The following is a 20,648-nucleotide window of genomic DNA, read 5'->3' on the forward strand; positions in this document are numbered from 1 at the left end:
TCCTCTCACGACCGCATCGTCGCCCGAGACTTCACAAGGTCATGAGCCTCCTCGCCGCTGCCGCGATCGTTGCGCTGGCGGGCGGCGCGGCCCGCGCGGAAGAAGTGCGCCAGGTATTGCCCGGCGGACAGGCGCCGGCTCAGCCGGCCCAGCTCACGCGCGAAAAGGTGCCGGACGAAAGCGAGATCCAGCGCTTCTGCTCCAACATCGCCGATGCCGCCCGCGATCGCCGCTACGCCTTGCAGGCCAAGGAGCTGAAGCAGCTCCAGGCCGGCATCGACCAGCGCATGAAGGCGCTGGAGGACAAGCGGGCCGAGTACGAGCAATGGCTGAAGCGCCGCGAGGTGTTCCTGGCGCGCGCCGAGGACAGCGTGGTCAAGATCTATGCCGGCATGAAGCCCGACGCCGCGGCCGAGCGCCTGGCGATGGTCAATGCCGAGCTCGCGGCGGCCATCCTGATGAAGCTCGATGCGCGCAAGGCCGGCGTCATCCTCAACGAAATGGACCAGAAGGCGGCGGCGACGCTCACCGGCATCATGGCCAGCGCGGCGCGAAGGGTTGATCCGTCATGAAGTTGAAATTGCTCGTCCTTGTCGCGGCGACAGCATTGTCCGGCTGCGGCACCGATCTCAGGGAGGTCGGCCGGGAGCCCGCGCTCTCGCCGGTCGGCTCCGGCATCGGCAATGGCGGCGGAGCCCCCTACACCTATCCGGAGCCGCCGGCGGCGCCCGTGAAGAAATTCTCGCTGTGGGACGACCGCCAGAGCAGGCTCTTCACCGATCCGCGGGCGCTGCAGGAAGGCGACATCCTGACCGTCAACATCAAGCTCAACGACAAGGCCAATTTCAAGAACCAGAACGACCGCAGCCGCACCGCCGCGCGCAAGCTCGGCTACGACGTGACGCTCGGCTGGGACGGCAAAAGCACCAGCGGCAAGGGCGATGCGGGCTTAAGCTCCAGTACCGAGACCAACGCCGACGGCGAGATCAAGCGCTCGGAGAATCTGGAGCTCAATGTCGCCGCCGTCGTCACCGAGGTGCTGCCCAACGGCAATCTGATGATCAGCGGCTCGCAGGAAGTGCGCGTCAACTACGAGCTTCGGGTCCTCACCATCGCCGGCATGGTGCGTCCCTCCGACATCGGCGCCGAGAACACGATCCCCTATGAGCGTATCGCCGAGGCTCGCATCTCCTATGGCGGCCGCGGCCGTGTGATGGAGGTCCAGCAGCCGGCCTACGGTCAGCAGATCCTTGACCAGGTTCTTCCTTTCTAGGCCGGGGAGATCGCTGTCCATGGCAAATGTCGAGCAGGCGCAGCCCAAGAAGGGACCTCCCCTGGCGATCCAGCTCGCCGCGCTGCTTGTCATGACGGGCGCGGCTATCGGCATGGGCTGGGTTTCCGGCGGCTATCTCAAGCAGGGAGAAACGCCGGCGCCGGTTCCTGCCGCGCCGGAGAACGCCGGCAGCCCGGAGAAGCCCGCGGACGCCGGCAAGCCGGTTGCCGGACCTGCCGTGGTTCAGCTGGCGCCGATCACCACCAATATCGCCTCGCCGAGCGAAGTCTGGATAAGGCTGGAGGCATCGGTGCTCTACGACGCGCCGCAGCCGCCGGAAATGACCGAGCAGATCCATCAGGACCTGCTCGCATATGTGCGCACGCTGAAGATGCATCAGATCGAAGGCGCCAGCGGCTACCAGCATCTCAAGGCCGATCTCGACGAGCGCGCAGCGCTGCGCAGCGGCGGCCACGTCAAACAGGTTCTCATCAGGACGATGTTGCTCGAATGAGAAAGTTCCTCATCGCCACGGCGCTGATCGTCGTCACCACCTCTGTCGCCGCGGCCCAGCAGCTGGATCTCGGCGGCATCGGCAAGGCCGACGGCACCACGATCGGCTACCTCATCCAGATGTTCGGCCTGCTCACTGTGCTTTCGGTGGCCCCGGGCCTGCTGATCATGGTGACAAGCTTCACCCGCTTCGTCATCGCCTTCTCGATCCTGCGCGCCGGCATTGGCCTGCAGTCGACGCCCGCCAACCTGATCCTGATCTCGCTGTCGCTGTTCATGACCTTCTATGTCATGGCGCCGACCTTCGACCAGGCCTGGAACACGGGCGTCAAGCCGCTGATGGACAATCAGATCACCCAGGCCGAAGCCTTCGAGAAGATCTCGGATCCGTTCCGAAGCTTCATGCTGCACAATGTGCGCGACAAGGATTTCGACCTCTTTGCCGATCTCGCCCGCGAGCGCGGCCAGATCGTCTCGCGTGACACCGTCGACCTGCGCATTCTGGTGCCCGCCTTCATGATCTCGGAGATCAGGCGCGGTTTCGAGATCGGTTTTCTGATCGTGCTGCCGTTCCTGGTGATCGACCTCATCGTCGCCACCGTCACCATGGCGATGGGCATGATGATGCTGCCGCCGACGGTGGTCTCCCTGCCGTTCAAGATCATGTTTTTCGTACTGATCGACGGCTGGAATCTTTTGGTCGGCAGCCTGGTGCGGTCCTTTACCTGACCGGGCTTCAGGACGCACCCAAAGCGCTGAAGGCTCAGGCTGCGGAAGCCGGCACGAATTCCCGCGAATTATTTTCGATTAACCGTCCGATTTAGTCCTTTGGTAGGGACTTGCCGCCATAGTCGCTCGCAGATGGCGGGTGACCGATCGCAACGGTCATTGGCATGATGCCGCACCGTCATACCGGACAAGCCGGTATGTCAAAAAAATCCGTGTAAAAACAAGGTACGAGTAGCCATGGCCAGTATCATGACCAATTCCGCCGCGCTGACCGCGCTGCAGAGCTTGAACAATACCAACAAGCAGCTCGAGATCACCCAGTCCCGCATTTCGACCGGTTACCGCGTCGCCACCGCTTCCGACAACGCCGCCTACTGGTCGATCGCTACGTCGATGAAGTCCGACAACAAGGCGCTCTCGGCCGTTCAGGACTCGCTCGGCCTCGGCGCCGGCAAGGTCGACACCGCCTACACCGCCATCAACGACATCAAGGACCAGGTCGACCTGATCAAGACCAAGCTGGTCACCGCCCGCGGCGCCAGCCAGGAAGACCAGCAGAAGATCGCGACCGAAATCAAGGCCATCCAGGACCAGATCAAGTCGTCGGTCACCAATGCCAACTTCGCCGGCTCGAACCTGCTGCAGAACGACGGCACGGCCGCTTCCGACCTGAACATCGTCGCTTCGTACAACCGCACCGGCGCGACCGTCACCATCGACACGATCACAGTCAAGTCTTCCGACACGCAGGTTCTCGACACTGCCGGCACCGGCGGCATCGTCGGCGGCCTGCTTGCCGCGACCTTCTTCGATCCGAGCTCGGCCGCCGTCACCTCCACCGCCATCGACACCGCGCTCGGCAGCGTTGAAACCGCGCTCGGCAAGCTCTCCACGGGTGCTGCCTCGCTCGGTGCCGCCAAGTCGCGCATCGACACCCAGAAGAGCTTCCTGTCGAACCTGTCGGACTCGATCGACAAGGGCGTCGGCGCCCTGGTCGACGCCGACATGAACAAGGAATCGACCCGCCTGCAGGCCCTCCAGGTCCAGCAGCAGCTGGGCATCCAGGCGCTCTCGATCGCCAACGGCAACTCGCAGTCGATCCTGTCGCTCTTCCGCGGCTGATCGCCCAGCAAATTTCAGGCATCTGGATCGGGCCGCGCCATCAGCGCGGCCCGATTTTCGTTGTGACGCCACTGCCCTCCGCGGCGCGCCCCTTCCTTTAAGAAATGCTACCGCATTGCGGTTTCAAGGCCGACCTTTAACGCGCCATTAACTGTGACGCGCTAGTTATGGTTAACCAATCGCTATGACGGGCCGACCGACGGTCGACAGGCATGACGCCCCCCGCCAGAGAGTTGACCGGCATGCCACGAGGCATGCCTGCTTTGAGAAGGGGTGCATCTTGGCAAGTATCATGACCAACGCCGCCGCGCTGACCGCGCTGCAGAGCCTCAACGCCACCAACAAGGCGCTTGAAACCACACAGGGTCGCATCTCGACCGGCTATCGCGTCGCCACCGCTTCCGACAACGCCGCCTACTGGTCGATCGCCACCTCGATGCGGTCCGACAACCAGGCGCTCTCGGCCGTCCAGGACGCGCTCGGCCTCGGCGCCGGCAAGGTCGACACCGCCTACACCGCCATCACCCAAATCAAGGATCAGGTCGACTCGATCAAGGCCAAGCTGGTCACCGCCCGCGGCGCCAGTCAGGACAATCAGCAGAAGATCGCGACCGAAATCAAGGCCATCCAGGATCAGATCAAGTCGTCGGTCACCAATGCCAGCTATGCCGGTTCGAACCTGCTGCAGAATGATGGCACCGCCGCCTCCGATCTGCATGTCGTCGCCTCCTACAACCGCACTGGCACGACCGTCTCGATCGATACCATCGACGTGAAGGCCACCGACACGCAGGTCCTGGACACGGCCGGCACCGGCGGCATCGTCGGCGGCCTGCTCGCCACAACCTTCTTCGACCCGAGCGCCGCCGCAGTCTCCGACGCCAACATCGACACCGCGCTCGACGCCGTTGAAACGGCGCTTGCCAAGCTCTCGACGGGTGCCGCCTACCTTGGCGCCGCCAAGTCGCGCATCGACACCCAGAAGAGCTTCCTGTCGAACCTGTCGGACTCGATCGACAAGGGCGTCGGTGCCCTGGTCGACGCCGACATGAACAAGGAATCGACCCGCCTGCAGGCCCTCCAGGTGCAGCAGCAGCTTGGCATCCAGGCGCTGTCGATCGCCAACGGCAACTCGCAGTCGATCCTGTCGCTGTTCAAGAGCTGACAGTTCGGCTGAGGCAAACTTTCCATCGCAAGGCCGCGTTCTTGGACGCGGCCTTTTCGCTTGCGCGCCGGAGCGCTGCTGCCGTGCTGTCCGGGTCTCGCGAAATCCTTGGCGGCAGGCACTATCATCCTCGCACAAGCTTCGCGGTCTAGTCTTCCGGCGGACAGTCATGCTGGGAGCGGTTGAATCGTGCCGGAACAGATCCAGAGCCTCATCGCGAACCTCCGCGGATTCGGCGTCAGGCGTCTCGCTCTCATGGGCGGCATCGCCGCGCTGGTTATGGCCGTCATCGGCGTCGCCTCGGTCTATCTCAACCGTCCGGCCTACGAGACGCTCTATGTCGGGCTCGACCGCAACGACGTGAACCAGATCGGCCTGGTGCTGGGCGAGGCCGGCATTGGCTTCGATGTCGGCGCCGACGGAACGTCGGTGCTGGTGCCGGCCGGCACCACGGCGCAGGCGCGCATGCTGCTCGCCGAGAAGGGCCTGCCGACCAGCGCCAACGCCGGCTACGAGCTGTTCGACAATGTCGGCTCGCTCGGCCTGACCTCCTTCATGCAGCAGATCACCCGCGTGCGCGCGCTGGAAGGCGAGATCGCGCGCACCATCCAGTCGATCGCCGGCGTCAAGGCGGCGCGCGTCCACATCGTCATGTCCGAACGCGCCAATTTCCGCCGCGATGAGCAGCAACCCTCGGCCTCGGTGGTCATCCGCTATGCCGGCGTCGATGCCGAAAAGAGCGCGCAGTCGATCCGCCACCTGGTCGCCGCCGCGGTTCCCGGCCTGTCGGCCGACAAGGTCACCGTGCTCGATTCCAACGGCAATCTGCTCGCCGCCGGCGACGACACTTCCAACACCAGCGCCGCCCGCACGCTCGGCGTCGAGCAGACGGTCGAGGCGCAGATCGGCGACAACATCCGTCGGGCGCTGACGCCCTATCTCGGTCCCGACAATTTCCGTGCCAGCGTCAAGGCCGACGTCAACACCGACACCCGCCAGACCGAAGAGACGATCTTCGACCCCGAATCCCGCGTCGAGCGTTCGGTGCAGTCCGTGCGCACCAACGAGGCCAGCAACCAGAAGCAGGCCTCGACCCCGACCAGCGTCGAGCAGAACCTGCCCGAGACGCAGACGACCACGACGGAAGGGCCGCAGTCCTCCTCGCAGAACGACCGCAAGGAGGAGATCACCAACTACGAGATCAACTCCAAGAAGATCGCCACAGTCTCCAACGGCTATTCGGTGACCAAGATGTCGATCGCCGTCGTCGTCAACCAGGATCGGCTCAAGACCATCCTCGGCAAGGACGCCACGCCCGAGCAGATCGCCAAGCGCGTCGCCGACATCCAGAAGATGGTGGCCTCCGCCACCGGCCTCGACGAGAAGCGCGGCGACATCATCGACGTCTCGGCGGTCGAATTCATCGACGGACTGGACGGCGAGCCGGTCGACCAGCCGGGCATCCTCGCCTCGATCGGCACATATACCGGCACGCTGATCAACGCCGGCGCTTTCATCGTCGTCGTCTTCCTGGTCGCCTTCTTCGGGCTGCGGCCGATGGCGGCTGCGCTGACGGCATCGGCCAAGCCCGCGGCGATCGCCGGCCCGAGTTTCGACGATGTCCAGCGCTCGCTGCCGACGCCTGACGCGCCGGTGGCCGCGATCGCCTCCGACACGCCGGTCGGCGCCCTGCCAGGCGCGCGCGCTGGCGCCACCCCGCTCGACGACCTGCGCCAGAAGATCAGACCTGCACCGCAGGAACGGCTGGCGCGCATGGTCGACCTCAATGAGGAACGCACCGCCCAGATCCTGCGCAAATGGGCGGCTGCCCCGGAAGCCGTGGGTTAAGCCATGGCTTCGGGAGCCCTTTTCGATCTCCTGCCTGATTTCGGGTCGCGCGCCCCGCGCGCCGGTCAGGCACCGGCGGTGCCTGACATCGAGTGCAAGGAGGCATCCCCGCCGCAGGCCGACATCGGAGCGCTGATCGCCGAGGCCGTGGCCGACGCGGAAGCAGCACTCGAGGCGCGCCTCACGGCCGCCCACGCGGCGGCGCTGGAGGCCGAGCGTCAGGCCAATGACGATGCGGCGAAAGCGTTCCTGGAAAGCTTCGGCGGCGATCTCGGCGCGGCGGTCAAGACGCGCATCGACGCCATGGAGGCGCGCGTTGCCGAACTCGCCGGCGCCACGATTGCCCGCATCATCGGCGGCATCGTCAGCGACGACCTGCAGAAGCGTTCGCTCGACGCCCTTGCCCGCACCATCGACGCGGCGATTGCCGACAGCGAGGCCGTGCGCATCGGCGTGCGCGGGCCACAGTCGCTGTTCGAGCCGCTGAAGGCGGCGCTTGGCAACCGCGCGGCCAATCTCGATTTCACCGAGGCCGCCGGCTTCGACCTGACCGTGACCATCGATGAGACAGTCTTCGAGACGCGCATCGCCGAATGGTCGGCTTCCCTGTCTGAGGTCCTGTCATGAGCGCCATCGACCACGGCGATGCCAGGCACGAGATCATCATCGTCAAGCGCAATCATGACGGTCATGACGACGACCATCACGGCGGCGTCTGGAAGATCGCCTTTGCCGACTTCATGACGGCGATGATGTGCTTCTTTCTCGTCATGTGGCTGATCAACGCCGCCAACGAGCAGACCAAGGCGGCCGTCGCCAGCTACTTCAATCCGGTCGAGCTGATCGATCGCAACTCCAGCCGCAAGGGCCTGGAGGATCTTGGCGACGGTCCAAGCAAGGTTGGTCTCACCGCCGACAATCCGCAGGACGGCGCCAGCAAGGCCGGCGAGAATGGCAAGGGCGGCGCCGGTTCCTCCGACCGCAGGCAAACCAAGCAGGCCTCGCAGAAGTCTGACCTCTCCGACGAGCATCTGTTTGCCGATCCCTACGCCGTGCTGTCGGAGATCGCCACCGACACCGGCGTGATGCAGAATGTCAGCGCCAAGGGCGAAGGCGGCGTTCAGAATGCCGGTCCGGCGACCGGCGCCTCCGGCGGCGAATCCTATCGCGATCCTTTCGCGCCGGATTTCTGGTCGCAGCAGGTGGCCACACCCGGCGCCGAAGCCAGCGCCGAGCGCAAGAAGATCGAAGGAGACCCGGCCAAGCCCGGCGAGAAGGTCGCCGAAGCCGAAGTGCCGAAGGTCAAGGCCGTTCCGCCGGCGCCGCCGCAGCTGGATGCGCCGCTCGAGCCGCTGGCGACACCGGAAAAGCCCGGCGCCAAGGCGACCGCGGGCGATACGAAAGTCGGGAAAGCCGAAGGCAAGGAGACCAGGGGCGAGAAAACCCAGGCTGAAAAGGCGGAAGCCGAGGCCGCCGCGACCGACACCGCGAAGCCGGCAACCGCGAAGGCCGAAACGGCAAAGGCCCAGACGGCAAAGGCGGAGCCGGAGCAGGCTTCCGACAAGGGAGAAAAAGCCCCGAGCAGCGCCGCCCTCAAGGCCGCCGCCGAAATCAAGCAGGAACTGGCCAAAACCTTCGCGCCAGGTGAGAAGCTGGCCGACGGCGTCTCCGTCGAGGCCACCGACAAGGGCGTCGTCATCTCGATCACCGATCAGCTCGACTTCGGCATGTTCGAGATCGGCTCGGCCGTGCCGCGCCGCGAACTGGTGCTGGCGATGGAGAAGATCGGCCACATCATCAACGAGAAGAAGGGCACCATCACCATCGGCGGCCACACCGACGCGCGGCCGTTCCGCAGCGACACTTACGACAACTGGCGGCTGTCCACCGCCCGCGCCCACTCCGCCTATTACATGCTGGTGCGCGGCGGCGTCGACGAAAGACGCATCACCGAGGTCGCCGGCTTCGCCGACCGCCAGCCCAAGGTCCCGTCCGATCCGCTGGCCGCCGCGAACCGCCGCATCGAAATCCTGATGGCGACCGGCGGATGAGAGGCAGGACCGTCATCGGCTGTGCAGTCGGGCTGCTGCTGCTGGCCGCAGGATCGCCGGCTGCGGCTTTCGCGCAGGATGACGGCTTGCAGCCCTACCAGCTGGTGCGTTCGCTGCAGCTGATCCAGGATCGCATCGCCGGCGGCGACCATGCGGCGCTGCCGATGCAGGCCAAGCTCCTCGAAATGACCGACGCCAGGCTTCGCGCCGCCGATGCCGAGGATTTCAAGGACCCGAAGAATTTTCGCGCTCTGCTCGTCTACGGCATGAGCGGCGGCAACCCCGTCACCGTCGCGGCGGCGGCCTCGCGCGCGACGACCGACCCGCAGAGCCTTGCCATCGCCAAGGGGGTCGTCGCCTACCTGAACGGCAGGCCGGCCGCCGCGATCGAAATCCTGAAGCCGATCGATCCGATGAGCGTGCCCGCCGACCTCGGCGCCTTCCTGGCGCTGGTCAAGGGCTCGCTGCTCGCGACCGATGAACCCGCCGCGGCGCTGACCTTGCTGGACGAGGCCCGCCTGCTCAGCCCCGGCACCCTGGTCGAGGAAGCCGCACTTCGCCGTTCGGTCGGCCTTGCGGTAGCACAAGGCGACGCCGCGCGCTTCGCGCTCGCTTCGACGCAATATGTCGCTGCTTACCTCTATTCGCCCTATGCCAGCCAGTTCGCCGACTCCTTCGTCTCCGGCGTGATCGCGCTGCATATGTCGATCAGCCAGGACAAACTCGCCGACATCACCTCGATGATGGATCCCGAGCGCGAGAAGGTGATCTATCTGCGCATAGCCCGCCGCGCAGCGATCGACGGGCTGGCGGACCTCTCCGCCTTCGCCTCGGCGCGGGCCGAGCAGGGCCGCAACGGCCAAGGCAATCAGGACGACCCGCGTGCCGTGCTCTATTCGAGCCTTTCCACGGTGACATCGGCCACGATCGACGATGTGCGCGCAAGGCTGGGCAAGATCGATCGCGGCAAGCTTTCGGAGAGCGACCGCGCCTTGCTCGATGCGGCGCAAGCCGTTGCCGGCGAGGTTGTCGCTCCTGTGCCGGCGGCCGCCAGGGACGAGACCGAGGCCGCGGGCCTGGAAAAGAGCGGCACGCCGAAACCAGCCGCCGAAACCGAGGCTGTGAGCCAGGCCGACGCCGAGGCCTTGCCGCCGGTGGAAGGCGCGGTGTCCGAACAGCCGGCTATCGCGGCCTCAGCCAAGCCGGTGTCGAACGCGCCGGCCGCGGCTGCCGCGCCGCCGAACCCGCCGGCGACAGCGCAGGTCACCGCCGACGCGCCTGCGTCCGCTCCGGCGCAATCCGAAACGCCGCCTGTGCTGCCTGCGTCCGCGCCGGCCGCCGCGGCAAGTCTTGATCCGCACGATCCCACCGACGCCGCGATGATGAACACACGCCGCCAGCTCGATCAGATTGACCAATTGCTCGGAGCCGCTCCCAAATGACCAGCGTCAATCAGGCCCTGCCGGGATTCGTCTCCGCTCACAGCCAGCCGCGCCAGCAGGCTGCCGACGGCAAGGAAAAAGGTTCGAATTTCGGTGACATGGTGCATGGCGCCAAAAAATCGGCCCGGCAAGCCAGGCGGTCGGCCGAATCTCTCTCTTCCGATGCGCATCCAATGCGGCGCGCCATCGCCGGCTCGCCCAAAGTGCAGCCCGATCAGGATGGGCAGAACAAGACCGCCGCGCAAAAACCGGCGGCCGGAAAAGCCACCAGGAACAACGCCGACACCGGTCATGCGAAGACGGCGGACGATGCCGACGCGGCGGCGCAATCGTCCGATGCCGCTCCGCTCCAGGACGGTTTGCCCTTGCTGATGGCGCTGGGCGACATCCGCCATTTCGCAACGTCGACAAATGCCGATCGCGGCGGATCCGTCGAGGCAGAGGCAGGAACCCAGCCCTCCATCGGCCAGTCCGCCGCTTCGCAGCTGGCGATCCGCCAGGGCAAACGCACATTGGCCGACGCTCCCGAAAGCGCCGAGCCGTTGCCGCGATCCGGCCGCGCGACGATCGCGACGGAGAAGCCCGGGCCCGATTTCGGACAGAAGCCGGCCGGCGTCGGTCCGGACGGCGACAAATTGGTCCGCAAGGACGACATCCTGCCCGGAACACCTGGCATCGAGACCGACGCCGCGGCACCGCAAACCTGGCGTCCGGCAGCCGCCCAGAAAACCGCGCAGACGGCGCAATCCACCGCATCGATCAGTCAGGCCAAGCCGTCCTCCGCCGCAGGGCGTATGGATGTGGTCAGCCAGCAGAGCTTCCCGGCGCCGGCGCAAAATCCCGTCAGTCAGACGGCATCGGCGCTGGTCGAGGCGATCGCTTCCGACAATGGCGTTCAGCAGGCCTTCTCGAGCGCCTCGATCGCCGCTCAAACCGCCAATTCTGTTGCCGTTCCGACACATGTCCTGAAGATCGAGCTCCACCCTTCGGAGCTCGGCATGGTGACTGCGAGCCTGCGGCTGTCGGGGGAGCAACTTTCGATTGAGATGAAGCCGGAAACGCATGAGGCATACCGCCGTCTGACCGCCGACAGCGAGGCCATCGTCAAGTCGCTCCGCGGTCTTGGCTTCGAGGTCGATCATGTCACCATTCTGCAACCCTCGATAGCGGCACATTCGGCCGCCCGCGCCGACGCGAACAGCGCCATGCCGATGTCGACGGGCCGCGACCAGCCTTCGTTCCAACCGGGGAATTCGGGCGGCAACAGCGCCGGCGGCGATCGGCAACCGGGAAGGAACGAAGGCAATGGCGCTCAGGAATTCAGCCGCGCTGCTTCGCCTCTTCGCGAGCGCGCTGGCGACGATATCTATATCTAGCCTGGTTGCGGCCGGCGTCGCGAGCGCCGCCTCAAATCCCTGCGAGCCGGAGATCCTGCGTGCCGCCGATCGCTATGGCGTGCCGACAGGGATCCTTTATGCGGTCGGCCTGACCGAGACGGGAAAGAAAGGCAGCCTTCAGCCCAACGCATTGAATATAGAAGGAAAAGCCGTCTTCCCGCACAGCCGAGGGGAAGCGCTGGCGACATTCGAGAATGCCCGCCGGGAGGGCAAGACGCTGATCGATCTCGGCTGCATGCAGATCAACCATCGCTACCACGGCGCGCATTTCCGCAGCGTCGGGGACATGCTCGACCCGCACCAGAACGTCGACTACGCGGCGCGCTTCCTGGCGAGCCTCCATGCCCGCCACATCACCTGGTCGATGGCGGTCGCCCGCTATCATGCCGGCCCCGACAACGACCCGGCGCAGAAGGTCTATGTCTGCCGCGTCATCGCCAACATGGTCGCCACCGGCTTCGGCAAATGGACGCCAAACGCCAGCGCCTTCTGCAATCAATAGTTGTTCTCGCAGCGGCTCTCTGGCCCGCCGCCGATGCGGTTCACGGCAGCTTCAGTATCGTCCTCGGTGAGGCGGCGCCAACACACCTTTGCAACCGCCTTTATTACGGCTCCCAAAAAAACTCCCAAGAAAATAGCTACAAGAAATGACGGTTTTTCAGGATTCACCGCACCGGGTACCGCTTTCCGCACGGGGCAGATGAGCTGATTCGGAGGGGTGGTCCGATGATCGTGATCGTTGATGAGCGCGAGCTCGTAACTGAGGGTTATAGCTCGCTTTTCGATCGCGAGGGCGTCGCCACCGCTGGCTTCGCGCCGGGCGAGTTTGGCGAGTGGGTAAGCTCCGCCGCCGACACGGATCTGAGATCGGTCAGGGCCTTCCTCATCGGCGACTGCCGCGAGGGCGCCATCTCACCGCGCCAGATCCGCGACCGCACCGGCGCACCGGTGATTGCGCTCAGCGAACAGCACTCGCTGGAACACACGCTGCGGCTTTTCGAGAGCGGCGTCGACGACGTCGTCCGCAAGCCGGTGCACATCCGCGAGATTCTCGCCCGCATCACCGCCATCCGCCGCCGTGCGCATGAGGAGGCCGCCTACACCGAAGTCGGCTCGATGCGCATCTTCATGGATGGACGCGACCCGGAGATCGACGGCGAGCCGCTGCCGCTGCCGCGCCGCGAGCGGCGCATCCTGGAATACCTGGCCAGCAATCGCGGCCGGCGCGTGACCAAGACGCAGGTCTTCAATGCCATCTACGGCATCTTCGACGAAGAGGTCGAGGAGAACGTGGTGGAGAGCCACATCTCGAAGCTGCGCAAGAAACTGCGCGAAAGGCTCGGTCACGATCCAATCGATTCCAAGAGGTTCCTCGGCTACCGGCTGGTGTTCTGATGGCTCCCGCCGGCATAGCCCGCGCCAGCCTCGCGCAAGACACGGGGTTTAGTTTTGTGGCCTCTCAGAAAGGCACCGAGGAGATGTATCGATGAGCCTCTACGGAATGATGCGGACCGGCGTCTCCGGTATGAACGCGCAGGCCAACCGCTTGTCCACGGTGGCCGACAACATCGCCAACTCCGACACCACCGGCTACAAGCGCTCCTCCGCCGAATTCTCGACGCTGATTATGCCGACCACCGGCGGCGCCTACAATTCGGGCGGCGTCACCACGACGATCCGCTCCGCCGTCAGCTCGCAAGGCGTTCTGCAGTACACCACCTCTGTGTCCGATCTCGCCGTCAACGGCGACGGTTTCTTCGTCGTGCAGGATCCGAGCGGCACGCCCTATCTCACGCGCGCCGGCGCCTTCGTTCCGGACGCTCAAGGGCGCCTGGTCAACGCCGCCGGTTACCAGCTGATGGCCTACAGCTACGCCAACGGCGAGCCGGCCGCTACCGCCAACGGCTTCGAAGGCCTTGTGCCGGTACAGATCTCCGATCAGGAGATGACGGCGACGCCGAGCACGGAAGGCACCTTCACCGGCAACCTCCCGGCGGGCGCCACCGCTGTCACCGCCGGCAACCTGCCCACAGACAACACAGCTTCGTCACAGTACACATCGAAATCTTCGCTGGTCGCCTACGACAATCTCGGCAACAAGGTGCTGCTCGACGTCTACTTCACCAACACCGGCACCGGCACCTGGCAGGTCTCGGTCTTCGACCAGTCGAAAGCCACGGCCGGAACCTCCTTCCCCTACACCGGAGGCGCGCTGGGCTTCGCCAACCTCACCTTCGACACCACCACCGGCAAGCTCACCGGCGCCGTCGACAGCGTCTCCTTGACCGTGCCGAACGGCTCGACCCTCAACCTCGATCTCTCCAAGCTGACGCAGCTCGGAACCGGCTTCACGGTCTCCGACGCCAAGGTCAACGGCAACGCGCCGAGCACGATCGAAAAAATCCAGATCAGCCAGGACGGCGTCATCTACGCGCAGTTCCAGGACGGCTCCACCAAGCCGCTCTACAAGATCCCGCTGGCCGATGTTCAGAGCCCTGACAACCTTACCGCGATGCCGGGCAACGTCTATGTGCAGAGTGCGGACTCGGGCGCCGTTCGCATCGGCTTTGCCAATGAAGGAAAGCTTGGCTCGGTCGTCTCGGGCGCGCTCGAGAATTCCAATGTCGATATCGCCGAGGAACTGACCAACATGATTGCGGCGCAGCGCAGCTACACCGCCAATTCGAAAGTCTTCCAGACCGGTTCCGACCTGATGGATGTCCTGGTCAACCTGAAGAGATAACCCCATCGGGCGCCAGCCCGTGAAAGACCCGCATGTCGCTTTCCACCGCATTAAGCATCGCCCAATCGGCGCTTCTGGCCACATCCAAGCAAACCAGCGTCGTGTCGCGCAATGTGGCCGACGCGTCCAACCCGGATTATGCCCGCCGCGTCGCCGTCGTCACCAGCACGGCGCCCGGCGCGCGATCGGTGGAGATCCAGCGCGCCGCCAATGACCTTCTGTTCCGGCAGAACCTTTCCGCGCTGTCGGCATGGAGCGGCCAGAGCGCGCTTTACAGCGGCATGGATCAGCTCGACCTCTCGGTCAACGGGGTCGACAATGCGTCGTCGCCGTCGACCGCGATCGCCAATCTGCAGCAGGCGCTGCAGCTCTACGCCACCACGCCGTCGAACCAGAATCTCGGCGCCAGCGTCATCGACGCGGCCAGGCAGGTGGTGAGCTCGCTGAACGACGGCACCACGGCGATCCAGGATTTCCGCACCCAGACCGACAGCCAGATCGCCACCGCAGTCGACGACCTCAACTCGCTGCTCAGCCAGTTCCAGGACGCCAACAAGGCCGTCATCGCCGGCACGCGCTCCGGCACGGATGTGTCCGACGCGCTCGACCAGCGCGATGCGCTTCTGAAGAAGATCGCGGAATATGTCCCGGTCTCGACCTTCACGCGCGGCGACAATGATATGGTCATCACCACCAAGGACGGCACGACGCTGTTCGAGACGGTGCCGCGCTCGGTGACCTTCACGCCTTCGGCCGGCTACACCGCCGGCGCGCCCGGCAACACGATCTACATCGACAATGTGCCGCTTTCGGCAGGCACCGGCGACAACACCAGCGCCGACGGCAAGCTTGCCGGCATGCTGAAGCTGCGCGACGGCGTCGCCGCGACCATGCAGAGCCAGCTCGACGAGATCGCGCGCGGCCTGGTCACGGCGTTCGCCGAGACCGTGCCTTCACAGCCCGACAGGGCCGGCCTGTTCACCTGGCCCGGCGCGCCGGCTATTCCCGCCGCCGGCACCCTGGTCAACGGCCTCGCCGGTTCGATCAGCGTCAACGCCGCATTTGACCCGAGCGCCGGCGGCAGCGCGGCGCTGCTGCGCGACGGCGGCGCCAACGGCGCGGCCTATATCGCCAACACCAGCGGCGGGGCTTCCTACTCGGACCTGCTGATCGCCTACGGCAACAGGCTGGATCAGCCGATGGCCTTCGACACGTCCGCCGGCATCACGGTCAGCTCCGGCGTCACGGATTACGCGGCCAATGCCATCGGCTGGTTCGAGGGCGTGCGCCAGCAGGCGTCGACCAACGCCGACGCCAAGGAGGCGCTGGCCACGCGCACTGCCGAAGCGCTGTCGAACGATACCGGCGTCAATGTCGACCAGGAAATGTCCCTGCTTCTCGACCTCGAGCACACTTACCAGGCGTCGGCGCGCATGATGAAGACGGTCGACGACATGCTGGACGCCTTGTTGAGCGCGGTGGGATAAGCCATGAAAGCGACAGCCGTCTCCTCAGCCGCCATCTCCAACGCCCTGCGCTATCAGCAGATGCGCATGCAGGCCGAGCTCGTGAAAGCGACGACGGAATCCCAGACCGGCAAGGTAGCGGATGTCGGCCTGGCGCTTGGCGGGCGTACGACACAGGCCGTCACCTTCCAGCGCGATCTCGACCGGTTGAACGGTATCGTCGATTCGAACTCGCTGGTCGCCGCGCGGCTGACATCGACGCAGGATTCGCTGGGCCAGCTCTCCGATGTCGCGCAGGACCTGCTGACGGCGCTGACCAGCGCCGTATCGGGCGACTCCTCGACCGGCATCACCCAGACCGCCGGCGCCACAGCGCTGCAGCAGATGACGGGTATCCTGAACACCAGCGTCAACGGCGAATATCTGTTTGCCGGCACCAATACCGACGTCAAGCCGTTCGACGATTTCAGCGCAGCCGGCTCGCCCGCCAAGGCGGCGTTCGACGCCGCCTTCACCAGTTACTTCGGCTTCACCCAGAGCGACCCGGCGGCCGCCGGCATCACGGCCGCCCAGATGGACGACTTCATCACCACGGCGGTCGAGCCGCAGTTCCTGGGCTCCGGCTGGCAGGCCAACTGGTCGAGCGCCACCGACGATCGGATCACCAGCCGCATCTCATTGAGCGAGACCACGCAGACATCGGTCAGCGCCAACGAGCAGGGCATCCGCAAGCTCGCCATGGCGGCCGCCATGGTCAGCACACTCTTCGCCGGCAACATCAGCGAGGCAGGACAGAACACGATCGTCAGCCGCGCGCAAAAGCTGGTCGGCGAAGCCATCGGCGGCATCGTCCAGGTGCAATCGGAAGCCGGTCTCGCCCAGAAGCGCGTGTCCGACGCCAGCGATCGCATGAAGACCCAGGTCGACCTGTTCGAGAAGCACATCATCGATCTCGAGGGCGTCGACCCCTCGGAGGCCGCCACCCGCGTAGCCGACCTGACCCAGCATATCGAAACGTCCTTTGCCTTGACCGCGCGACTGCAGCAGCTCAGCCTGCTGAACTATCTCACCTGAACACTCTCACCGGAACGCCAGAGCTCCGACGATGTATCAATTCTCCTACGCCGACATCCAGACCGACTCCGTCGCCGACGCCAAGGACCGGGAGCGGCAGCTGCTCACCCGTTCGATCGACATGTTGTCCGCGGCGGCCGCCGTCGGGCCGGAGTCGATGGAGGCGGTCGAGGCGCTGCACTTCACCAACCGCATCTGGACCACCTTCGTCGAGGATCTCGGCTCCGGCGACAATGCGCTGCCCAAGGAGCTGCGCGCCAACCTGATCTCGATCGGCCTGTGGCTGCTGCGCGAGACGGAGGACATCCGCCAGGGCCGCACCAACAATTTCGAAGGATTGATCGAGGTGTCCCAGATCATCCGAGACGGCATCCAATGACCAACACGCTAAAGATATCGCTGAAGCCGAACGAGAAGATCTACATCAACGGCGCCGTCATCCGGGTCGACCGCAAGGTCACGATCGAGCTGATGAACGACGTCCAGTTCCTGCTCGAGAGCCACGTCATCCAGGCCGAGCAGGCCTCGACGCCGCTCAGGCAGCTCTACTTCATCGTGCAGATCATGCTGATCAACCCGTCAGGCGCCTCCGAGGCGCGCGACATGTTCCGCCGCTCGCTGCCGATGCTGATTGCAAGCTTCGACAACCAGGAGATCTGCAGTGCGCTGAAGCAGATCGACCGCATGGTCGGCGAGGACCACATCTACGAGGCGCTGAAGGCGATCCGCGCGCTTTATCCGCTCGAGCGCCAGGCGCTTGGCGGTAATGACGACATTGCGGAAGCGCCGCGCGCGCTGGCTATGGGAGCATAAAGATGGCCGTGGACATGACGACGACGATCCCGGTTGGCGCCAACCAGGCCAGCCAGCAGACCTCGAAGACGGCGGTTGACTATCAGTCGTTCCTGAAGCTTCTGATCGCCGAGATGAAGAACCAGGATCCGACCAAGCCGATGGATTCGACGCAATATGTCGCGCAGCTCGCGACCTTTTCGCAGGTCGAGCAGTCGGTGCAGACCAACAGCAAGCTCGACCAGATCATGCAGTCCTCGGCGCTGTCGCAGGCGGACGCGCTGATTGGCCGCTCGATCACCTCCGCCGACGGCAAGACCACCGGAATTGTGGCTTCGGTGAAGCTCGCCAGCAGCGGTCTGATCGCGGTGCTGCAGAACGGCACCGAGGTCCCCGTCGGCGCGGGCGTCTCGATCAAGCCGGCCGCCTAACCGGTTTCGTCAGCGGTTCTACCCATGAACGAGGCCGACGCCCTCGATATCGTGCAATACGCGGTGTGGACGGTGCTCACCGCATCCGCCCCGGTCGTGCTTGTGGCGATGGCCGTCGGCATCGGCATCGCGCTCATCCAGGCGCTGACCCAGATCCAGGAAATCACGCTCACCTTCGTGCCCAAGATCGTCGCCATCATGCTGGTGGTGGCGCTGACCGGCCCGTTCATCGGCAGCCAAATCTCGGCCTTCACCAACGTCATCTTCGAACGGATCGAACACGGGTTCTGACCCGCGGCCGCTGGCACCCTTGCCGCCTGACCTAGGCGCTGCGGACCGAGACCATCGGCGAAGTCACGAAAATTTGGTCCACACCGGCAAGATGCTTGGCTTAAAGCTTCGCCGACGCATTTTCGCCTTTGCCTTCCTGTTGTTGGACCGCGATCCTTTGACGAGTCGCCGGCGCGATCCTGGCGCGCGGCGAGCGTGAGACAAAAGATAAAGGCGAGACAGCGACCATGATCGACGACGAGCCGGAAAGCGAACGCGTCTCGGCGCTGGCGCCGTTCCGGCACGGCATCTTCCGTGCCGTCTGGTCGGCAAGCCTGGTGTCGAATTTCGGCGGCCTGATTCAGGGCGTCGGCGCCGCCTGGATGATGACCACCATCGCCACCTCGTCCTACCAGGTGGCGCTGGTCCAGGCCTCGACCACCTTGCCGATCATGCTGTTCGCGCTCATTGCCGGCGCCATCGCCGACAGCTTCAACCGCCGCAAGGTCATGCTGGTGGCGCAGAGCTTCATGCTGGTCGTCTCGGCGCTGCTCACCGTCTTCACCTGGTTCGGCTGGATGACGCCCTGGACGCTGCTGGCCTTCACCTTCCTGATCGACAGCGGCACGGCTCTCAACAGCCCGTCATGGCAGGCTTCGGTCGGCGACATGGTGCCGCGCGCCAAGGTGCCGGCAGCGGTCGCGCTGAACTCTATGGGCTTCAACATCACGCGCAGCGTCGGTCCGGCGATCGGCGGTGTCATCGTCGCCGCCGCGGGCGCGGCGGCGGCCTTCGCCGCCAATGCGATCAGCTATATCGGGTTGATCGTGGTGCTGTTCCGCTGGAAGCCGGAAGTACCGGCACAGACCCTGCCGCGCGAGTCGCTCGGCGCCGCGATGGGCGCGGGCCTGCGCTATGTCGCGATGTCGCCCAACATCGCCAAGGTGCTGGTCCGGGGTCTTGCTTTCGGCTTCAGCGCCGGCGCGGTGCTGGCGCTGTTGCCGCTGGTGGCGCGCGATGTCGTCAAGGGCGACGCGCTGACCTACGGCATCATGCTCGGCGCCTTCGGCATCGGCGCGGTCGGCGGCGCCCTGATCAGCGTGCGGCTGCGGCAGTTGCTCTCCAGCGAAACGATGGTGCGCGCCGCCTTCGCCGGCTTTGCGCTCTGCGCCCTCAACGCCGCCGTCAGCCACAATGCCTGGCAGACCTCGGCGGGCCTGCTTGTCGGCGGCGCTTGCTGGGTGATCGCGCTCTCGCATTTCAACGTCACGGTGCAGATGTCGACCCCGCGCTGGGTGGTCGGCCGCGTGCTGTCGATCTACCAGACGGCGACCTTCGGCGGCATTGCGCTGGGCAGCTGGATCTGGGGCGTCGTCGCCGACGCCCATGGCGCCGAGACGGCGTTGATGGCGGCTGCGATCGCCATGCTGGCGGGCGGCGCCATCGGCTTGTTGTTGCCGCTGCCGCAGCAGACGGCGCTGAACCTCGATCCGCTCAACCGCTTCAAGGAGCCGATGCTGGCGCTCGACCTCAAGCCACGCAGCGGCCCGATCGCCATCATGATCGAATACGTTATCCGCGAGGAGGACGTTCCGGAATTCCTCGCCACCATGGCCGAGCGCGGCCGCATCCGCCGCCGCGACGGCGCCCGCAACTGGACGCTCGCGCGGGACCTCGAGAACCCGTCGGTGTGGATCGAGCACTACCACACGCCGACCTGGGTCGAGTACATCCGCCACAACCGGCGCGCCACCCATGCCGACGCGGTTGTCGGCGAGCGCATCCGCGCGCTGCACAGCGGTGAGAACCCGCCGCGCGTGCGCCGCATGATCGAACGCCCGACGACCGCCGGCACGGCGCTTGTTTCGCCGAAGGGACCGATCGAGCACTGACGCGTGTCGCCCAAAAGTGTGTAGCGGTCTTAGGGAGAACGGCACGCATAAGAACGATCAGCCTGCGCTCTGGATCATGTAGAGCTTGCGTGTCGTCTCGTGGATCAGCCATTCGCCTTTCCAGCCTTGCGGCAGGACCAGAAGGTCGCCCGGTCCGAGCGCGTGCATCTCGCCGTCGGCGCGGCTCACTTCGGCGCGTCCGGAAATGATATGGCAGATTTCCGACGAGCCTGAGCGATCGGCGATGAAGCGGCCGGGCGTGCATTCCCATATGCCGATGTCGATCGTTCCGTCCGGCGACTGGAACAGCGAGCGCGCCGCCTCGACCTGATCCCCTTCGACGGAGGTCGGCTTGGGCGAGAACGCGCCGATTTCGGCCTTGGCGAGGTCGTGGAAAGTCGAAAGGTCGATCAAGTCGGGCTCCATGGATCAAAGCAATT

Annotated in this window: 22 protein-coding genes; 21 read left to right on the top strand and 1 reads right to left on the bottom strand. The window is 65.3% G+C overall.

Going from position 1 to position 20,648, the window contains the following annotated elements; genetic code table 11:
* Window positions 1-41: 41 nt before the first annotated feature.
* The 21 genes from RFN30_RS17450 (at window position 42) to RFN30_RS17550 (ending at window position 20,208) form a co-directional block, all read left to right on the top strand.
* On the top strand, window positions 42-572 hold the full coding sequence (locus RFN30_RS17450) for a MotE family protein (protein ID WP_320263318.1): 531 nt from the start codon (window positions 42-44) through the stop codon (window positions 570-572).
* On the top strand, window positions 569-1,273 hold the full coding sequence (gene flgH, locus RFN30_RS17455) for a flagellar basal body L-ring protein FlgH (RefSeq protein ID WP_320263319.1): 705 nt from the start codon (window positions 569-571) through the stop codon (window positions 1,271-1,273). Before RFN30_RS17450 ends, flgH begins: the two co-directional genes overlap by 4 nt.
* A 19-nt stretch (window positions 1,274-1,292) precedes the next feature.
* A complete protein-coding gene (locus RFN30_RS17460) occupies window positions 1,293-1,787 on the top strand; it encodes a flagellar basal body-associated FliL family protein (RefSeq protein ID WP_320263320.1) in 495 nt (164 codons plus the stop codon).
* Entirely contained in the window at window positions 1,784-2,515 is a 732-nt protein-coding gene (fliP, locus tag RFN30_RS17465) for a flagellar type III secretion system pore protein FliP (RefSeq protein ID WP_320263321.1), read from the top strand. The genes RFN30_RS17460 and fliP overlap by 4 nt, the downstream gene beginning before the upstream one ends.
* Before the next feature lie 237 nt (window positions 2,516-2,752).
* Window positions 2,753-3,637 (top strand): flagellin N-terminal helical domain-containing protein, encoded by an 885-nt coding sequence (locus RFN30_RS17470; RefSeq protein WP_320263322.1) that lies wholly within the window; start codon window positions 2,753-2,755, stop codon window positions 3,635-3,637.
* Between the two features lie 280 nt (window positions 3,638-3,917).
* Window positions 3,918-4,802, top strand: coding sequence for a flagellin N-terminal helical domain-containing protein (locus tag RFN30_RS17475; protein WP_320263323.1), 885 nt, complete (start codon window positions 3,918-3,920; stop codon window positions 4,800-4,802).
* Window positions 4,803-4,991: 189 nt separating this feature from the next.
* Window positions 4,992-6,650 carry a flagellar basal-body MS-ring/collar protein FliF gene (gene fliF / locus RFN30_RS17480; RefSeq protein ID WP_320263324.1) on the top strand — a complete coding sequence of 553 codons (1,659 nt, stop codon included), beginning with the start codon at window positions 4,992-4,994 and terminating at the stop codon, window positions 6,648-6,650.
* Between the two features lie 3 nt (window positions 6,651-6,653).
* Window positions 6,654-7,277, top strand: coding sequence for a hypothetical protein (locus RFN30_RS17485; RefSeq protein ID WP_320263325.1), 624 nt, complete (start codon window positions 6,654-6,656; stop codon window positions 7,275-7,277).
* Window positions 7,274-8,701: a MotB family protein gene (locus RFN30_RS17490; protein ID WP_320263326.1), complete on the top strand. Its 1,428-nt coding sequence runs from the start codon at window positions 7,274-7,276 to the stop codon at window positions 8,699-8,701. Before RFN30_RS17485 ends, RFN30_RS17490 begins: the two co-directional genes overlap by 4 nt.
* Complete coding sequence (locus tag RFN30_RS17495; protein WP_320263327.1) at window positions 8,698-10,143, top strand: MotC family chemotaxis protein; 1,446 nt, start codon at window positions 8,698-8,700, stop codon at window positions 10,141-10,143. Before RFN30_RS17490 ends, RFN30_RS17495 begins: the two co-directional genes overlap by 4 nt.
* The gene (gene fliK / locus RFN30_RS17500; RefSeq protein WP_320263328.1) at window positions 10,140-11,519 is read left to right on the top strand and encodes a flagellar hook-length control protein FliK; all 1,380 of its coding nucleotides are present in this window, start codon (window positions 10,140-10,142) and stop codon (window positions 11,517-11,519) included. The genes RFN30_RS17495 and fliK overlap by 4 nt, the downstream gene beginning before the upstream one ends.
* Window positions 11,449-12,042 carry a transglycosylase SLT domain-containing protein gene (locus tag RFN30_RS17505; RefSeq protein ID WP_320263329.1) on the top strand — a complete coding sequence of 198 codons (594 nt, stop codon included), beginning with the start codon at window positions 11,449-11,451 and terminating at the stop codon, window positions 12,040-12,042. The genes fliK and RFN30_RS17505 overlap by 71 nt, the downstream gene beginning before the upstream one ends.
* A gap of 224 nt (window positions 12,043-12,266) precedes the next feature.
* Window positions 12,267-12,935 carry a response regulator transcription factor gene (locus RFN30_RS17510; RefSeq protein WP_320263330.1) on the top strand — a complete coding sequence of 223 codons (669 nt, stop codon included), beginning with the start codon at window positions 12,267-12,269 and terminating at the stop codon, window positions 12,933-12,935.
* Window positions 12,936-13,026: 91 nt separating this feature from the next.
* Complete coding sequence (locus tag RFN30_RS17515) at window positions 13,027-14,283, top strand: flagellar hook protein FlgE (RefSeq protein WP_320263331.1); 1,257 nt, start codon at window positions 13,027-13,029, stop codon at window positions 14,281-14,283.
* A 32-nt stretch (window positions 14,284-14,315) separates the two neighbouring features.
* Complete coding sequence (gene flgK / locus RFN30_RS17520) at window positions 14,316-15,770, top strand: flagellar hook-associated protein FlgK (protein WP_320263332.1); 1,455 nt, start codon at window positions 14,316-14,318, stop codon at window positions 15,768-15,770.
* Window positions 15,771-15,773: 3 nt separating this feature from the next.
* On the top strand, window positions 15,774-16,823 hold the full coding sequence (locus RFN30_RS17525; RefSeq protein ID WP_320263333.1) for a flagellar hook-associated family protein: 1,050 nt from the start codon (window positions 15,774-15,776) through the stop codon (window positions 16,821-16,823).
* Window positions 16,824-16,854: 31 nt separating this feature from the next.
* Window positions 16,855-17,202, top strand: a complete 348-nt coding sequence (gene flaF / locus RFN30_RS17530; protein WP_320263334.1) for a flagellar biosynthesis regulator FlaF — start codon at window positions 16,855-16,857, stop codon at window positions 17,200-17,202.
* On the top strand, window positions 17,199-17,636 hold the full coding sequence (flbT, locus tag RFN30_RS17535) for a flagellar biosynthesis repressor FlbT (protein ID WP_320263335.1): 438 nt from the start codon (window positions 17,199-17,201) through the stop codon (window positions 17,634-17,636). Before flaF ends, flbT begins: the two co-directional genes overlap by 4 nt.
* A gap of 2 nt (window positions 17,637-17,638) precedes the next feature.
* Window positions 17,639-18,046 (top strand): flagellar hook assembly protein FlgD, encoded by a 408-nt coding sequence (gene flgD, locus RFN30_RS17540; RefSeq protein ID WP_320263336.1) that lies wholly within the window; start codon window positions 17,639-17,641, stop codon window positions 18,044-18,046.
* Window positions 18,047-18,070: 24 nt separating this feature from the next.
* Complete coding sequence (gene fliQ, locus RFN30_RS17545; protein WP_027165133.1) at window positions 18,071-18,337, top strand: flagellar biosynthesis protein FliQ; 267 nt, start codon at window positions 18,071-18,073, stop codon at window positions 18,335-18,337.
* A 227-nt stretch (window positions 18,338-18,564) separates the two neighbouring features.
* On the top strand, window positions 18,565-20,208 hold the full coding sequence (locus tag RFN30_RS17550) for an MFS transporter (protein WP_320263337.1): 1,644 nt from the start codon (window positions 18,565-18,567) through the stop codon (window positions 20,206-20,208).
* Between the two features lie 57 nt (window positions 20,209-20,265).
* Here the strand turns inward: RFN30_RS17550 and RFN30_RS17555 are convergent, their stop codons facing one another.
* On the bottom strand, window positions 20,266-20,634 hold the full coding sequence (locus RFN30_RS17555) for a cupin domain-containing protein (RefSeq protein ID WP_320263338.1): 369 nt from the start codon (window positions 20,632-20,634) through the stop codon (window positions 20,266-20,268).
* Between the last annotated feature and the right edge of the window lie 14 nt (window positions 20,635-20,648).

Source organism: Mesorhizobium dulcispinae, assembly GCF_033977345.1.
Classification (GTDB): domain Bacteria; phylum Pseudomonadota; class Alphaproteobacteria; order Rhizobiales; family Rhizobiaceae; genus Mesorhizobium; species Mesorhizobium dulcispinae.

Coding starts and splice junctions, on each gene's coding strand:
- RFN30_RS17450 (WP_320263318.1), top strand. CDS start 42: ATGAGCCTCCTCGCCGCTGCCGCGATCGTTGCGCTGGCGGGCGGCGCG.
- flgH (WP_320263319.1), top strand. CDS start 569: ATGAAGTTGAAATTGCTCGTCCTTGTCGCGGCGACAGCATTGTCCGGC.
- RFN30_RS17460 (WP_320263320.1), top strand. CDS start 1,293: ATGGCAAATGTCGAGCAGGCGCAGCCCAAGAAGGGACCTCCCCTGGCG.
- fliP (WP_320263321.1), top strand. CDS start 1,784: ATGAGAAAGTTCCTCATCGCCACGGCGCTGATCGTCGTCACCACCTCT.
- RFN30_RS17470 (WP_320263322.1), top strand. CDS start 2,753: ATGGCCAGTATCATGACCAATTCCGCCGCGCTGACCGCGCTGCAGAGC.
- RFN30_RS17485 (WP_320263325.1), top strand. CDS start 6,654: ATGGCTTCGGGAGCCCTTTTCGATCTCCTGCCTGATTTCGGGTCGCGC.
- RFN30_RS17490 (WP_320263326.1), top strand. CDS start 7,274: ATGAGCGCCATCGACCACGGCGATGCCAGGCACGAGATCATCATCGTC.
- RFN30_RS17495 (WP_320263327.1), top strand. CDS start 8,698: ATGAGAGGCAGGACCGTCATCGGCTGTGCAGTCGGGCTGCTGCTGCTG.
- fliK (WP_320263328.1), top strand. CDS start 10,140: ATGACCAGCGTCAATCAGGCCCTGCCGGGATTCGTCTCCGCTCACAGC.
- RFN30_RS17505 (WP_320263329.1), top strand. CDS start 11,449: ATGGCGCTCAGGAATTCAGCCGCGCTGCTTCGCCTCTTCGCGAGCGCG.
- RFN30_RS17510 (WP_320263330.1), top strand. CDS start 12,267: ATGATCGTGATCGTTGATGAGCGCGAGCTCGTAACTGAGGGTTATAGC.
- RFN30_RS17515 (WP_320263331.1), top strand. CDS start 13,027: ATGAGCCTCTACGGAATGATGCGGACCGGCGTCTCCGGTATGAACGCG.
- flgK (WP_320263332.1), top strand. CDS start 14,316: ATGTCGCTTTCCACCGCATTAAGCATCGCCCAATCGGCGCTTCTGGCC.
- RFN30_RS17525 (WP_320263333.1), top strand. CDS start 15,774: ATGAAAGCGACAGCCGTCTCCTCAGCCGCCATCTCCAACGCCCTGCGC.
- flaF (WP_320263334.1), top strand. CDS start 16,855: ATGTATCAATTCTCCTACGCCGACATCCAGACCGACTCCGTCGCCGAC.
- flbT (WP_320263335.1), top strand. CDS start 17,199: ATGACCAACACGCTAAAGATATCGCTGAAGCCGAACGAGAAGATCTAC.
- flgD (WP_320263336.1), top strand. CDS start 17,639: ATGGCCGTGGACATGACGACGACGATCCCGGTTGGCGCCAACCAGGCC.
- fliQ (WP_027165133.1), top strand. CDS start 18,071: ATGAACGAGGCCGACGCCCTCGATATCGTGCAATACGCGGTGTGGACG.
- RFN30_RS17550 (WP_320263337.1), top strand. CDS start 18,565: ATGATCGACGACGAGCCGGAAAGCGAACGCGTCTCGGCGCTGGCGCCG.
- RFN30_RS17555 (WP_320263338.1), bottom strand. CDS start 20,634: ATGGAGCCCGACTTGATCGACCTTTCGACTTTCCACGACCTCGCCAAG.